The sequence below is a fragment of the Dactylosporangium sp. NPDC051484 genome (assembly GCF_040689395.1).
In the GTDB taxonomy this organism is placed as follows: domain Bacteria; phylum Actinomycetota; class Actinomycetes; order Mycobacteriales; family Micromonosporaceae; genus Dactylosporangium.
The window spans coordinates 347,912-361,740 of record NZ_JBFAZX010000003.1 but is presented as its reverse complement, the minus strand read 5'-3'; the positions used below and the strand labels follow the sequence as shown (position 1 = coordinate 361,740).

The following is a 13,829-nucleotide window of genomic DNA, read 5'->3' as shown; positions in this document are numbered from 1 at the left end:
GATTTCGCGGTTCAGGCCACCCGGTAGGAGGCGGTCGCGGACCGGTGGCTCGTCTTGCCGGTGAGCTTGACCACGACCGACGTGCCGGCCTTGGTCCCGGCGGCGGCCACCGTCACGCTCTCCTCGACCCCGCCGCGTTCGTCGGCGGTGAGCGTGGTCAGCGTCCTGGTACCAACGAGCACCTCGACCCGCTCCCCCGGGCCGAAGCCGCTTGCGGTCAGCCGCACCGCGGCGCCGGCCCGGCCGCTGTTCGGCTGGAGCGACGCCGTCGCCGGCGGGACGCTCGCGGGGCTCGCGGAGGGGCCGCCAGCCGGCGCCGATGTGCTCACGCTCGGCGACGCCGCGGCGGCGAACAGGCTCTCGACCTTCGCCTTGCCGTCGCTGAACAGGCCGCGGCCCCACGGCGTGAGCGTCATGATGAGCACCCACGGCAGCAGCGGCAGCGCCGCGAACCGCAGCCCGCGCAGCATCCCCCCACCGCGACGGCGGCGCGGGCGCGGCTGCGGTGGCTCGGACGGCGCGGACGGGCCGGCCGAACCGCGCCGCGGCTCGTCGTCATCGTCGTCGGGCATGAGGTCGGCGTCGCCGTACACGGCGACGTTGCCCTGCAGCGTCACGCCCGGCCCGATGACGACCGACGGCCGCGACGCCCGCCGCGGCGGCGCGACGTCGGGCTGAACGCTGGGCGGCGCCACGGGCGACGCGCTCACGGGCGCGGAGGCCTGCACCGCAGGAGCACTGACCGGAAACCCACTGACCGCGGCCCCGGACGTGGCCGGGAAGCCGCCGGGCGGTGCCGAGACGGCGGCCGGCCATGAGGGTGTACCGCCGTGGACCGCGACGGTCCCCGTGTGCTCCGGCAGCGGGAACGGCACCGCGCCGGCCCCGCCGGCCCCGCCGGCCTGGCCGTTGGCGAGCAGCAGGGCGCCGAAGGCGACCGGGAGCTCGGGCTGCTCGGGCACGACCGGGGCGATGCCGAAGCGGGTGTGCAGCCGACTCGCCACCAGCGGCAGCCGGCTGGAGCCGCCGACAAGCACGATCGCGTCCAGGCGCGCGGGCGACACCCCCGAACGCTCCAGGACCCGGCGCGTCTCGTCGACGGCGCGGTCGACGAGCGGGCCGGCGATGCGGTCGAGCTCGTCGCGGGTCAGGTGCGTGGCGCGGTCGCTGCCGGGCACGTGGATCGGCGCCGAGGATGACCGGGACAGCATCTCCTTGGCCTGGCGTACCTCGGACCAGAACGTGCGCCGATCACGGAACTCGGCCACGGTCCGCGGCGCGGCGAGCCGCCGCCAGAGCTCCGGGTCGGCGGCGGCGACCAGGTGGCCGAGGTGACCCATGAGCGCCGCGTCGACGTCGGTGCCGCCGAGGTCGGCCAGGCCACCGGTGGCCAGCACGCGCAGGCCCGCGGACGGCGGGCCGGGCGGCGTCTCGACGACGGTCACGTCGAGGGTTCCGCCGCCGAAGTCGAAGACCACCGCGCAGCGGCCGGGGGCCAGGCGTCCGCCGAGGGCGCGCACGCAGTACGTCGCGGCGGAGACCGGCTCGTCCACCAGCGTGACCCGGCCGAGCCCGGCGCGCGCGGCCGCGTCCAGCAGCACCGCCCGGCGGGTGTTGCCCCAGTCGACGGGGCAGGTGAGCACGGTCGCGCCGGACACGGGCACGCCGGTCTGGGCGGCCTCGGCGGCGGCCCGGCGCAGCACGGCGGCGAGCAGTTCGGCGACGGGCAGCTCCCGGTCGCCGAGCAGGATCACGCCATCGTCGACGCGGCCTTTGGGGTTCGGCTCGTACCGCGCGGCGTCGGTCATCATGTGCCGCTCGGCGTCACGGCCGGCGAGCAGCCCGCCGGCGGCGTCGGCGAAGACCGCGGAGGGCAGCAGCGGGCTGCCGTCGAACAGCAGCGGACGGGGCGTGCCGTCGCCGCGGTCCACGACCGCGACGGTGTTGGAGGTGCCGAGGTCCACCGCGAACCGGAAAGGCATCGCGGCATCCTACCGGCAGCGGGCACCCGGTCCCGGCCCGCGATCATGCCCACTTGCGTAATGCCTACTTTTAAGATAGGAAATACATACTACTTTCGAGATCGACGGTTGGAAGGGTGGCATGGTCGCCGAGAGCGCCGTCCGCAGCGCGCAGCAGAACGACGGCCGGCGCGCCGCTCGCCACAGGTGGGGGCTGCGCATCGTCGCGCTGCTGGTGCTCGGGGTGCTGTGGCAGGTCACCGCGACCGTCATGCACAACCCGGCCTTCATCCCCACGCCCGGCGCGGTGTGGCACCGGCTGGTGCAGACGTCCACGACGCACGACGGCGTGCGCGGGTACAGCGGGCATCTGCTCATCGAGCACCTCGGGGTGAGCCTGCGGCGCATCCTCATCGGCTCCGCGATCGGCGTGGCCGGCGGCCTGATCGTCGGGCTCGTGATGGGCACCGTCAGCTGGGTGCGGGTGGTCACCGAGCCGGTCGTCACGTTCGTGCGGGCGTTGCCGCCGCTGGCGTACTTCAGCCTGTTCGTCATCTGGTTCGGCATCGACGAGACGCCGAAGCTGTGGCTGCTGTCCATCGCCGCGCTGCCGCCCGTGGCGGTGGCCACCGCCGCCGCCGTCGGATCGGCGCCGAGCGCGCTCGTCGAGGCGGTGCGCGCGCTGGGCGCGAGCCGCTGGGCCGCGATCCGCGACGTCGTGCTGCCAAGCGCCCTGCCGGAGATCTTCACCGGCGTCCGGCTGGCGGTCGGCATCGCCTATTCCTCGGTCGTCGCCGCCGAGACCATCAACGGCGTACCGGGGATCGGCGGCATGGTCCGCGACGCGCAGCGCTACTCCCAGACCGACGTCGTCGTGCTCGGCCTCTTCGCGATCGGGCTCTCCGGGCTCGCCATCGACGCCGCGCTCCGCAGCGTCGGACAGCGCCTCATCCCCTGGCGCGGCAAGTCCTGAAATCCCCCGGCAAGCAACTCCCCAACCCACAATTGCCCGACAAGAGAAGAAACGGAACACCCGTGCGCCTGAAACTCCTCGCCGCCCTGACCGCCTCGGCCGCGCTGCTCGCCGCCTGCGGCAACGGTGCCGCCGGTGGGAACACCGACCCGGCGAAGAAGACCATCCGGATCGCCTACCAGGCATTCCTCAGTGGCGACCTGATCGTCAAGAACCAGGGGCTGCTGGAGAAGGCGCTGCCCGACTACAAGATCACCTGGACGAAGTTCGACTCGGGCGCGAGCGTCAACACCGCGTTCGTGGCCGGCAGCGTCGACATCGGCGCGATCGGCTCCAGCCCGGTGGCCCGCGGGCTGTCCGCACCGCTGAACATCGCCTACCAGGTCGCGTTCATCCTCGACGTCGCCGGTGACAACGAGGCCCTCGTCGCGCGTAACGGCACGAACATCAACAGCGTGGCGGACCTGCGCGGCCGCAAGGTGGGCACGCCGTTCGCCTCCACCGCGCACTACAGCCTCCTCGCCGCGCTGGACAAGGCCGGCGTCAAGGAGTCCGAACTGACCATTGTGGACCTGGAGCCGCAGGACATCCAGGCCGCCTGGACGCGCGGCGACCTCGACGCCGCGTACACCTGGCTGCCCTCCCTCGACGAGCTGAAGAAGACCGGCAAGGTGCTCATCTCCAGCCGGGAGCTGGCCGCGGCCGGCAAGCCGACGCTCGACCTCGGCGTGGTCTCCACGGCGTTCGCCGCCGCCCACCCGGACGCGGTCGACGCGTGGCGCAAGGCCCAGGCCAAGGCGCTGGACATCATCGCGCAGAACCCCGACGCCGCCGCCGAGGCGGTGGGCAAGGAGCTCAACATCTCCACCGCCGACGCCAAGCACCAGCTGAGCCAGGGCGTGTTCCTCAAGCCGGCCGACCTCGCCGGCGGCGAGTGGCTCGGCACCGACGGCAAGGTCGGCGACCTGGCCAAGAACCTGCACGCCGCGGCCCAGTTCCTCAAGACCCAGAACAAGATTGACGCGGTGCCCGACCTCGCCACGGTCGAGAAGGCCATTTACACCAAGGGCCTGCCGGGTGTCCTCACCTCCTGAGCCCGCCGTCGTCGTCGAGGGGGTCGAGCACCGGTACGGCACGGTCACCGCGCTCGGCCCGCTCGACCTTCGGGTGCCGTCCGGTTCCTTCCTGGTCCTCGTCGGCGCGTCCGGCTGCGGCAAGAGCACCCTGCTGCGGCTGATCGCCGGGTTCGAGCGGCCGAGCGCCGGGTCCGTGCGGGTCGCCGGTGCGGAGCCGGTGCCGGGCCGCGGCGCCGGACTGGTCTTCCAGGCGCCGCGGCTGCTGCCCTGGAAGACGGTCGGCGGCAACGTGGAGCTGGCGCTGCGCTACGCCGGGGTGCCGCGCCAGGAGCGGGCGGAGCGGGTGGCGCAGCTGCTGGCCCGGGTCGGGCTGCACGACGTCGCCGGGCGCCGGACCTGGCAGATCTCCGGCGGCCAGCAGCAGCGGGTGGCCATCGCGCGCGCACTCGCCGTACCGAATCCGCTGCTCCTGCTCGACGAACCGTTCGCGGCCCTGGACGCCCTGACCCGCGAACGCCTCCAGGAGGATCTGCGGCGGATGAGCGCGGAGACCGGACGGACCTGCGTGTTCGTCACGCACAGCGTGGACGAGGCCGTGTATCTCGGCAGTCGGGTGGTCGTGCTGACGGGCCGGCCCGGGCGCATCGCGCTGGACCGCGACATCGATCTGCCGCGTGCCGGCGTGGAGCCCGACGAGCTGCGTGGCCTGCCCGCCTACGCCGCGTACCGCACCGAGATCGGCCACGCGGTGCGCGACGCCGCGCAGGAGAAGCCAAGCAGAACGGTATGAGGCGCGATTCGGCGCCGGCGCTCACGCCAGCGCGCTGAGGACCTCCGCCAGCGGGAGGTCCGCGGCCGCGCGCAGGAGCAGGTCGGCCGCGGCGAAACGGGACTGGTCGGCGTAGCGGTTGGGGATCGCGACGCAGCGCAGGCCCGCCGCCTTCGCCGCGGCCACGCCGTGCGGGGTGTCCTCGAAGGCCACCGCGCGGTCCGGCGCGACGCCGAGGCGGCGCAGGGCGAGCAGATACACGGCCGGGTCGGGCTTGTGGCCGGCGACCTCGTCGCCGTACGCGCGCACCGCGAAGCGGTCCAGGTCGCCCGTGCGGGCCAGATGGTGCTCCACCCACGAGCGCGGCGAGCTGCTGGCCACGGCCAGCCGCAGGCCCAGGGCACCGGCCCGGTCGAGCCAGTCGCGGATCCCGGGCGCCAGGCCCAGGCCGGCGTGCAGGGCGTCGCGGTGGGCGACCCGGCGGGCGTGGCTGGTGGCGCGGTCGAACCCGGGGCCGACCGCGGCCGCGAGCTCGGCGTAGCGTTGCTCGGTGACGTCGCCGCCGTGATCGGCGAAGAACCCGGTCTCGTCCAGCCGCAGGCCGTGGCGGCGCCACTCGGCCCGCCAGCACTCCAACAGCGTGGACTCGGTGTCCATGAGCAGGCCGTCGAAGTCGAAGACGAGGGCGTCGATGCCGCGGAGCATGGCCGCGACGCTACGGGCGCGGCCCGGGCCGGCCGGGCACGTCCGGGGCCTCTTATGACGCGTGTCACGTCCGGTGCCGAACACCGGCCTGGCCGGTCCGGTGATTCCCGAGGACCGTTCATATCCAGTACGGTGCCTGCGTGTATCACGGGGAGAACACCGAGCCGGCGGACGCTCCGGCCGCGCCGGGCTCGGACGAGCCGACGGTACCGGCCGGTCCGAGTCCCGCCGCGCCTTCGGCCGCACCGGTTCCGCCGCCGGGCGTGATCGCTGCCTACCAGTCGCCCACGGCGCCGGCGGCGATGATCGCGCAGCAGCGCGGGCCGGAGATGTACGCGCCGCGGCCATCGAACCCGGCGCCGCCGCCCTCCGCTGCGCCCTACTCGGCCCAGCCCTACTCGGCCCTGCCCTTCTCCACGCCGCCGGCCTCGGCCCCGCCATACTCCGCGCCGCCGTTCTCCGCGCCGCCCGGCTCGACGCAGGCGTTCCCGGCGCCGCCCGGTCCAGGGCAGCCCGCCGGGGGTCCGGGGTACTGGCCGGTGCCGCCGGCGGGCCCCGTGCCCCAGGTGCCGCCGAGGCCGCGCCGGGGCGGGCTGGTCGCGACCGGGGTCGTCGCCGCAGTCGTGCTCGTCCTCTCCCTCGCCGTGTGGATCGCCTCCGCGGGGCCCGCCGGCCAGCACACCTTCACCGGCCCGGGTCACGCGCTGCCGGGCCGGTCCGGGGCGGCGGCCGGCACCGTGCCCGGGGCCAAGGGCGAGGGCACCGTCTCCGACAAGATCCTTGCGACGCTGTCCAAGCAGTCCACGGCGCTGCTCGCGGGCGACCGTGACGGCTACCTCACCGGGGTCGGCGGCGGGCTGCGGGACGGGTTCACCCGGCGGTTCGGCTCGCTGCGCGCGATGGGCGTGCAGACCTGGAAGCCGACCCTCGTGGACAAGCCCGCGCAGACCACCGACGGCACCTGGTCGGTGCTCGTGCGCTACGACTACTGCTTCGGCAAGGGCTGCACCCAGCTGTTCCCGCAGGTCGTGCAGACCTCGTGGACGGTCACCGGGGACCAGGCGTCGATCGCGAAGTACGAGAAGAGCTCCGAGCCCTGGGACGCCTCCGCGCTGCAGGCGCTCACCGGACGGCGGGTCATCGTCGCCGGGGCGGCGGCCAACGCGGGCAAGCTGCAACGGGTGCTGGCCAAGGCCGACGCGGCCGCGGACGTGGCCGACCGCTACGCGCGCTGGGACCCGCCGCCGAAGTGGTACATCGTCTACGTCGCCGGCGAGAGCGAGTGGAAGACGTGGTGGGACAACGGCGACATCGCGGCGTCGTACGACGGCTACTCCACCGGCCCGCGCGGCATCGTCATGCAGGCCGCCGACTCCACCCAGCAGTGGCTGCAGATCCTGCTGGCGCACGAGTTCGGCCACGTGGTGACGGTGGGCGAGGACTACGGCACCGCCGATGACTGGTGGCTCGTCGAGGGCATCGCCGACTACATCTCCGACCGCGACGGCACGGCGATGCGCGGCCGGCTGCCGGGCGTGCGCCGGTTCGTGAAGAAGGGCTGGAACGGCTCGATCACGCTCGGCCCGCCGCCGACGACGGCCTCGGGCGAGGAGATCGACGCGCGCTACGGCATCGCGCTGATCGCCGTGACCTGCCTGTCGAAGAAGTTCGGCGAGCCGAAGATGCTGGACTTCTTCGGCGAGGTGGTGCGCAAGAACATGCCGCTGGCGTCCGCCTCGACCTCGGTGCTGGGCAGCGAGTGGACCGGCGTGGCGTCGGCGTGCGCCACCCAGGTGCGCAACTCCTGATCACCGGCGCGCTCGATGGCGCTGAGTCCCGCGCTGCCCCGGCGCGACGCGAGAAGCGGCGCGCCGGGGCGGCGAGTGGCAGGCGCTCGTCAGGCGAACCAGTGACGCGCCAGCAGTTCGAAGGAGCGGACCCGGTCCGCGTGGTCGTGGGTGATGGTCGTGACCAGCAGCTCATCGGCGTCGGTCGCGGCGCGCAGGATCGAAAGGTGCTCCGCCACCTCCGCCGGGGTGCCGACGAACTGGGTGTCCAGGCGATCCTGGACCTGCGCCTGCTGCTCCGCGGTGAGCGGCGTGGCCCGCGCCTCGGCCGGGGTCGGGAACGGGATCGCGCCGCGGCCCGAGCGGATGCTGTGCACCCAGTGGCCGTACGGGGTGGCGAGCTCTCGCGCCTCGCTCGTCGTCGGGGCGACCACGACGTCGGCGGAGACGAGGACGTAGGGGCGGTCGAGGACCTCCGACGGGCGGAACGCCGAACGGTAGTGGCCCACCGCCTCCAGGATGGTGGCCGGGGAGACGTGGTAGTTGGCGGCGAACGGCAGGCCCCGCTCCCCCGCCACCTGCGCGCTCTGCCCGGCGCTGCTGCCCAGGATCCACAGCTCCGTCTTCGCGCCCTCGCCGGGGGTGACGTGCACGTCGATGCCGTCACGGGCGTAGGTGCCGGCGATCAGCGCGCGGATGTCGTCGACGACCTCGGCGAAGTCCGGGGACTGCGCGCCGGGCTGCTGCTGCAGGCCGGCGTGGACCGCCCAGCGCGGAGACGCGGCGATCGCGGTGTAGTCGAACGGGGGCGGGATGAGCAGGCCGTCGACGACCTGGGACTCGGTGCGCGGGGCCGGGCGGGGCGCGGCGATGGCCGCCAGCGCCTCCGAGCGGCGCTGGCCCGAGCGGCCGAGGCCAAGGTCCAGCCGGCCCGGGAACACGGCGTCGAGCAGGCCGAAGCTCTCCACGATGGACAGCGCGGTCTGGTGGCCGACCTGCACGGCGCCGGAGCCGACCCGGATCCGGTCCGTGGCCGCGGCGATGAGGCCGATGAGCACGGCCGGAGCGGCGCTGGCAACGCCGTCGGTGAAGTGGTGCTCGGCGACCCAGTACCGGTGGTAGCCGAACGACTCCGCGCGCCGGGCGAGGTCGATGCTGTTGCGCAGCGCGCCGCCGGCGTCGCTGCCGGACGGGACCGGTGCTAGGTCCAGGATGGACAGTGGAACTGCGGTCATGAGGGCCTCCCCAGGACGCCTTCAGCGAAGGCGTAAGCCTCTTCTAGATGCGGATAGCCGGACAGGATGAACTCGGAGATGCCGGCCGCGCGATACTCCTCGATGCGCGCGGCCACCTCCGTGTGACTGCCGACGAGGGCCGTGCCGGCGCCGCCGCGCACGAGGCCGATGCCGGCCCACAGGTTGGGCGCGACGACGAGGCGGTCGCGGGAGCCGCCGTGCAGGTCGAGCATGCGCCGCTGGCCCTCGGACTCGAGCGCCCGCAGGCTCTCCTGGCGCTGCCGTACCGTCTCGTCGTCCAGGCCCGCGATGAGCCGCTCGGCGTCGTCCCAGGCGCGGTCGGCCGTGTCGCGGGTGATGACGTGCAACCGGATGCCGAAGCGGAGCGAACGCCCGTGGGCGTCGGCCTCGGCGCGCACCTTGGCGATCTTCTCGGCCACCTGCTCGACCGGTTCGCCCCAGGTGAGGTACACGTCGGCGTGCCGTGCGGCGAGACGCACCGCGGCGGGCGAGGAGCCCCCGAGGTACACGGTCGGGATGATCTGCGGCGGCTCGCGCAGCAGGCCGCCCTCGACCGTGTAGTGCGGACCGGTGTGATCGAAGCGCTCGCCGCGCCACGCGGCGCGGACCACGTCGAGGAACTCGCCGGCCCGCTCGTAGCGGGCGTCGTGGTCGAGGAGGTCGCCGTAGCCGCGCTGCTCTGCCGCGCTGGAGCCGATGACGACGTTGAGCAGCAGCCGGCCGGCGGACAGTCGCTGGAACGTGGCGGCCATCTGCGCGGCGAGCACCGGGGCGATGAGACCGGGCCGGAACGCGACGAGGAACTTCAGGCGCCGCGTCTGCGCGATGAGCGCGGCCGTGGTGAGCCAGGCGTCCTCGCAGTGCACGCCGGTGGGGGTCAGCACCCCGGCGTAGCCGAGCCGGTCGGCGGCGCGGACGATGTCGCCGAGGTACTCCAGGCTCGGCTCCCGGTGCGTGGCCGAGTGCGGCAGCGTGACGTCCCGCGCGCCGATGATGCCGCCGTGGCTGCCCGCGCCCACGGCCCGGTCGTCGCCGCCGGTGGGCAGGAACCAGTGGAAGACGGGATCAGTCATGGTCGAGCCCGAGGTGCCCGCGCAGGGTGGTGGTCGTGTACTCGGTGCGCAGCACGCCACGCTCCTGCAACAGCGGCACGACGGTGTCGACGAACTCGTCGAGGCCGCCCGGGACGATGTGCGGCACGAGGATGAACCCGTCCGCGGCGCCCTGCTGCACGGAGTCGTCGATGGTCGCGGCGACCGACGCCGGGGTGCCGATGAAGGTCTGCCGGCCGGTGACCTCGATGATGAGGTCGCGGATGCCGAGGCCCTTCTCCTGCGCGAGGGCGCGCCACTCGTTGGCGGTGGCGAGCGGGTCGTCGAACAAGCGGGTGCGGCCCTTGATGATGGAGTCGGCATCGAGGACCGGGTCGAACGCCGGCAGCGGCCCCTCCGGGTCGAAGTCGCTGAGGTCCTTGTTCCACAGCTGTTCCAGCAGCAGGATCGCGGTCTGCGGGCTGACCTGCTGGCGGCGGACGTGGTGCGCCCGCTCGCGGGCCTCGTCCTCGGTGTCGCCGAGGGCGAAGGTGGCGGCCGGCAGGATCTTCAGCTGCTCGGGGCGGCGGCCGTAGCGCGCCATGCGGCCCTTCACGTCGTCGTAGAACGCCTTGCCGGCCTCGATGGTGCCGTGCCGGGAGAAGATCGCGTCGGCGTCGGCGGCGGCGAAGTCCCGGCCGGCGTCGGAGTCCCCGGCCTGGATGATCAGCGGCCGCCCCTGCGGGCTGCGCGGCACCCCGAACGAGCCGGCGATGTCGATGTGCCGTCCCTTGTGGACGAACGCGCCAGGGTCGGCGGTGCGGGTGAAGACGCCCGTGGCCGCGTCGGCGACGGGCTCACCGGCCGGCCAGGTGTCCCACAGCTCGCGGGCGGTCTGCAGCACCTCGGCCGCGCGGGTGTAGCGATCCGCGCGGTCGAGGTAGCCGCCGCGGCGGAAGTTCGCGCCGGTGAACGCGTCGGAGGACGTGACGACGTTCCAGCCGGCGCGGCCGCCGGAGAGGTGGTCGAGGGTGGCCAGCCGCCGGGCCAGGTCGAGCGGCTCGTTGAAGGTGGCGTTGACGGTCGCGGTGAGCCCGAGGTGGGTGGTGACCGCGGCGAGGGCGCCGAGCACCGTCAGCGAGTCGGGGCGCCCGACGACGTCGAGGTCGTGAATGCGGCCGCGCTGCTCGCGCAGGCGCAGCCCCTCGGCGAGGAAGAAGAAGTCGAACCGGCCGCGCTCGGCGGTGCGGGCGAGGTGCTCGAAGGAGGAGAACTCGATCTGGCTGCCGGCGGCGGGGTCGCTCCAGACGGTCGTGTTGTTCACGCCCGGGAAGTGGGCGGCGAGGATGACCTGTCGCTTCGTCATGCGGCCACCCCCGCCGAGCGGACCGGACCGGACGCGGCGTACCGGCTGGCCGGGCGCTCGAGGCCGAGGTGCCCGCGCAGCGTGCCGGCCTCGTACTCGGTGCGGAAGAGGCCCCGCTCGCGCAGCGCCGGCACCACATCGTCCACGATGGACAGCAGGTCGGCCGGCAGGACGCCGGGGCGCAGCCGGAAGCCGTCGAGGCCGGCCGCGTGCCACTCGGCGAGCAGGTCGGCGAGGTCGCCCGGCGTGCCCTCGAACGTGTGCGCGTCGCTCTCGGGCAGTTCCCCGTCCGGGCGCCGGCCGAGGTAAACGATCAGGTCGGCGAAGATCTTCACGGGGCGGTCGGTCAGCGCGCGGACCTCGGCGGCGATCGCCCGCGCCGAGTCCGGACCGGTCGGGGTCACGAAGACGACGTCGGCGCCGGCCGCGGCGAACTCGTACACGTGCCGGCCGTGGGCGAGCGCGGCGACGATCGGCTGTCCCTGCGGCGGCCGCGGGGTGATCGACGGGCCCTTGACGCTGAAGTGGCGCCCGGCGAAGTCCACGTAGTGCAACCGTTCGCGGTCGACGAACCGGCCGGTGGCCACGTCGCGGATCTCGGCACCGTCCTCCCAGCTGTCCCAGAGCCGGCGCACCACCTCGACGTGGTCGGCGGCCTCGGCGACCAGGTCGTCGACGTCGCGCCCGGCGTCCCGTGCGATCTGCACCCGCCATCCGGCTCGGCCCCGGCTGACGTAGTCGAGGGTGGCGAGCTGGGTGGAGACGTGGAACGGCTCGGTGTGGGTGGTGACCACGCTCGGCACCAGGCCGATGTGCGAGGTCAGCGGCGCGACCCGGGCCGCGATCAGCAGCGCGTCGAGCCGGCCGCGGACAAGGTCGGTGCGCTCGTCGTCCGGCGGCCCGCCGGGCGCACTGGCGCCACGGTCCTCGATGGTCACGAAGTCCAGCCGGCCGCGCTCGGCGTGCCGGACCAGGTCCGTCCAGTACCCGGCGGTGAGCAACTCGGCTGGACGGGCGCCGGGCTCGCGCCAGGCGCCCGGGTGCCAGCCGGCGTCGTCCAGCGCCACAGCCAGGTGCAGTCCTTCAGTCATGCCAATCCTCTGCGCTCCGGAGCGATGAAGCCGACTAATCCTACGTGCAAGCTATGAATTATGCCAGGGGTTCGTGACGCAAACCTCGCTTGGTTGACACCCGCGGCGGCCCGCTGCTGCACTGGCGGTGACGCCGGTCGCTTCGATACCGGCGCATCTTCCAATTCCTCCTTTCATTGGGGCTTCTCCATGCGCAGATTTCTTGCCGGCCTCGCCGCGGCCGGCTTACTCCTCGCCGGCTGCCAGGGCGCGACCGCCGATCCCGACGCCGGGTCCGGCGCGCCGGTCCAGGGCGGCAAGCTCACCTGGGGCATCGAGACCGAGCCGATCACCTTCAACCCGCACCAGTACGCTCAGGCCAAGGCCCGCCTGCTGGTGTGGAACAGCTTCGAGGGGCTGCTCACCCATGACGACAAGGGCGGCTACATACCCTGGCTGGCCAAGTCCTACAGCGTCTCCGCCGACGGCCTGACGTACACCTTCAAGCTCCGCGACGACGTGACCTTCCACGACGGCGAGAAGTTCGACGCCGCCGCGGTGAAGGCCAACCTCGATCAGCTGCAGGTGCCCGGCTACGCCCCGTCGGTGCTGGGCTCCCAGCTGAGGAACTACAAGGACGCCACGGTCGTGGACGCCACCACGCTCGACGTGCACCTCAAGCAGCCCGACGTGCTCATCCTCGACTTCTTCGCCGCCCCGCAGGGCGCCCAGATCTCCCCGAAGTCGCTCAAGAGCCCCGACCTCAAGGCCGGCGGGCCGGACGTGGTCGGCACCGGGCCGTTCATCCTGGACCGCTACACCAAGGGCCAGGAGGTGCACTACAAGCGCAACCCGAACTACAAGTGGGCGCCGGCCAACGCCGGGCACCAGGGCCCCGCGTACCTCGACGAGGTCACGTACCGCTTCCTCAAGGAGTCCTCGGTCCGCGTCGGGGCGCTGACCTCCGGCCAGGTGGACGTGGTCGAGGGCGTGCCGGCGACCGAGCAGGAGCTGGTCAAGGCCGACCCCAACCTCGCCTTCAGCCGGTCGCTGAACAGCGGCACCGCGTACATCTACTACTTCAACCAGACGAAGGCGCCGTTCGACGACATCCGGGTGCGCAAGGCCTTCCGCGACGCCGTCGACGTCGACGCGCTGCTGCAGGGCGTCTACCGCGGCACCGCCACGCGGGCCTGGAGCATCCTCAGCCCGTCCGGGCCGTTCTACGACGCCTCGCTGGAGAAGACCTACGGCAACAACGCGACCGAGGCCAACTCGCTGCTCGACCAGGCCGGCTGGTCCACCAAGGACGCCGAGGGCTTCCGCACCCGCGACGGCAAGCGGCTCACCGTTCGCATCGTGCTCTCCGCGCCGTATGTGCGCGACAAGCGCGACATCCTGGCCCAGGCCGTGCAGGCCGCGGTGAAGCAGTCGGCCGGCATCGACCTGCAGGTCAAGATCGTCGACGCGGGCACCGCGACCGACGCGCTGGCCAAGAACGAGTACGAGGTGTTCGACAACTCCCGCGCCGACACCGACGCCGGTGCCGCGCTGAGCCTGCTGCTGCCCAAGGGCGCGCCGATCAACCGGCACGGGTACAACTCCCCGGAGATCGACCAGCTCGTCGCCCAGGGCAGTGCGACCGCGGACACGGCCAAGCGCAAGGAGATCTACCTGAAGCTGCAGCAGCTGACCGTCGCCGACAACTCGACGCTGCTGCCGCTGTACGCGCCGGCCGACCAGATCGCGGCGCAGAAGAAGGTCGGCGGGCTCGGCTTCGAGCCGACCGCCGGGGTGCCGGCCAGCGCGTACAACGTCTGGATCGGCGCATAGCG

The 13,829-nt window shown here is 73.3% G+C and carries 11 protein-coding genes; 5 read left to right on the top strand and 6 right to left on the bottom strand.

Annotated features, from left to right (window positions below):
- Positions 1 to 11: 11 nt before the first annotated feature.
- On the bottom strand, positions 12 to 1,982 hold the full coding sequence (locus AB0367_RS07900) for an Hsp70 family protein (protein WP_366225441.1): 1,971 nt from the start codon (positions 1,980 to 1,982) through the stop codon (positions 12 to 14).
- 121 nt (positions 1,983 to 2,103) lie between these two features.
- Between AB0367_RS07900 and AB0367_RS07895 the strand changes: the two genes are divergently transcribed.
- From AB0367_RS07895 to AB0367_RS07885, 3 genes are all read left to right on the top strand, one after another.
- Positions 2,104 to 2,934, top strand: coding sequence for an ABC transporter permease (locus tag AB0367_RS07895; protein WP_366225440.1), 831 nt, complete (start codon positions 2,104 to 2,106; stop codon positions 2,932 to 2,934).
- A 62-nt stretch (positions 2,935 to 2,996) separates the two neighbouring features.
- Entirely contained in the window at positions 2,997 to 4,028 is a 1,032-nt protein-coding gene (locus AB0367_RS07890) for an ABC transporter substrate-binding protein (protein ID WP_366225439.1), read from the top strand.
- Positions 4,012 to 4,800, top strand: coding sequence for an ABC transporter ATP-binding protein (locus AB0367_RS07885; protein WP_366225438.1), 789 nt, complete (start codon positions 4,012 to 4,014; stop codon positions 4,798 to 4,800). Before AB0367_RS07890 ends, AB0367_RS07885 begins: the two co-directional genes overlap by 17 nt.
- 21 nt (positions 4,801 to 4,821) lie before the next feature.
- On the opposite strand, the gene AB0367_RS07880 is transcribed toward AB0367_RS07885, so the two are convergent.
- Complete coding sequence (locus AB0367_RS07880; protein ID WP_366225437.1) at positions 4,822 to 5,484, bottom strand: HAD family phosphatase; 663 nt, start codon at positions 5,482 to 5,484, stop codon at positions 4,822 to 4,824.
- Between the two features lie 140 nt (positions 5,485 to 5,624).
- Here AB0367_RS07880 and AB0367_RS07875 point away from each other — a divergent pair, with 140 nt between their 5' ends.
- Complete coding sequence (locus AB0367_RS07875) at positions 5,625 to 7,292, top strand: hypothetical protein (protein WP_366225436.1); 1,668 nt, start codon at positions 5,625 to 5,627, stop codon at positions 7,290 to 7,292.
- An 89-nt stretch (positions 7,293 to 7,381) separates the two neighbouring features.
- Here the strand turns inward: AB0367_RS07875 and AB0367_RS07870 are convergent, their stop codons facing one another.
- The 4 genes from AB0367_RS07870 to AB0367_RS07855 are packed head-to-tail and all read right to left on the bottom strand — an operon-like array spanning position 7,382 to position 12,015.
- A complete protein-coding gene (locus tag AB0367_RS07870; RefSeq protein ID WP_366225435.1) occupies positions 7,382 to 8,506 on the bottom strand; it encodes an MsnO8 family LLM class oxidoreductase in 1,125 nt (374 codons plus the stop codon).
- Positions 8,503 to 9,600: an LLM class flavin-dependent oxidoreductase gene (locus AB0367_RS07865; protein ID WP_366225434.1), complete on the bottom strand. Its 1,098-nt coding sequence runs from the start codon at positions 9,598 to 9,600 to the stop codon at positions 8,503 to 8,505. Before AB0367_RS07865 ends, AB0367_RS07870 begins: the two co-directional genes overlap by 4 nt.
- Positions 9,593 to 10,924 carry an NtaA/DmoA family FMN-dependent monooxygenase gene (locus AB0367_RS07860; protein WP_366225433.1) on the bottom strand — a complete coding sequence of 444 codons (1,332 nt, stop codon included), beginning with the start codon at positions 10,922 to 10,924 and terminating at the stop codon, positions 9,593 to 9,595. Before AB0367_RS07860 ends, AB0367_RS07865 begins: the two co-directional genes overlap by 8 nt.
- Positions 10,921 to 12,015, bottom strand: coding sequence for an LLM class flavin-dependent oxidoreductase (locus AB0367_RS07855; RefSeq protein WP_366225432.1), 1,095 nt, complete (start codon positions 12,013 to 12,015; stop codon positions 10,921 to 10,923). The genes AB0367_RS07860 and AB0367_RS07855 overlap by 4 nt, the downstream gene beginning before the upstream one ends.
- 189 nt (positions 12,016 to 12,204) lie before the next feature.
- On the opposite strand from AB0367_RS07855, the gene AB0367_RS07850 reads away from it, so the two are divergent.
- A complete protein-coding gene (locus AB0367_RS07850; protein ID WP_366225431.1) occupies positions 12,205 to 13,827 on the top strand; it encodes an ABC transporter substrate-binding protein in 1,623 nt (540 codons plus the stop codon).
- Positions 13,828 to 13,829: the final 2 nt, after the last annotated feature.

Coding starts and splice junctions, on each gene's coding strand:
- AB0367_RS07895 (WP_366225440.1), top strand. CDS start 2,104: ATGGTCGCCGAGAGCGCCGTCCGCAGCGCGCAGCAGAACGACGGCCGG.
- AB0367_RS07865 (WP_366225434.1), bottom strand. CDS start 9,600: ATGACTGATCCCGTCTTCCACTGGTTCCTGCCCACCGGCGGCGACGAC.
- AB0367_RS07870 (WP_366225435.1), bottom strand. CDS start 8,506: ATGACCGCAGTTCCACTGTCCATCCTGGACCTAGCACCGGTCCCGTCC.
- AB0367_RS07850 (WP_366225431.1), top strand. CDS start 12,205: ATGCGCAGATTTCTTGCCGGCCTCGCCGCGGCCGGCTTACTCCTCGCC.
- AB0367_RS07900 (WP_366225441.1), bottom strand. CDS start 1,982: ATGCCTTTCCGGTTCGCGGTGGACCTCGGCACCTCCAACACCGTCGCG.
- AB0367_RS07855 (WP_366225432.1), bottom strand. CDS start 12,015: ATGACTGAAGGACTGCACCTGGCTGTGGCGCTGGACGACGCCGGCTGG.
- AB0367_RS07880 (WP_366225437.1), bottom strand. CDS start 5,484: ATGCTCCGCGGCATCGACGCCCTCGTCTTCGACTTCGACGGCCTGCTC.
- AB0367_RS07860 (WP_366225433.1), bottom strand. CDS start 10,924: ATGACGAAGCGACAGGTCATCCTCGCCGCCCACTTCCCGGGCGTGAAC.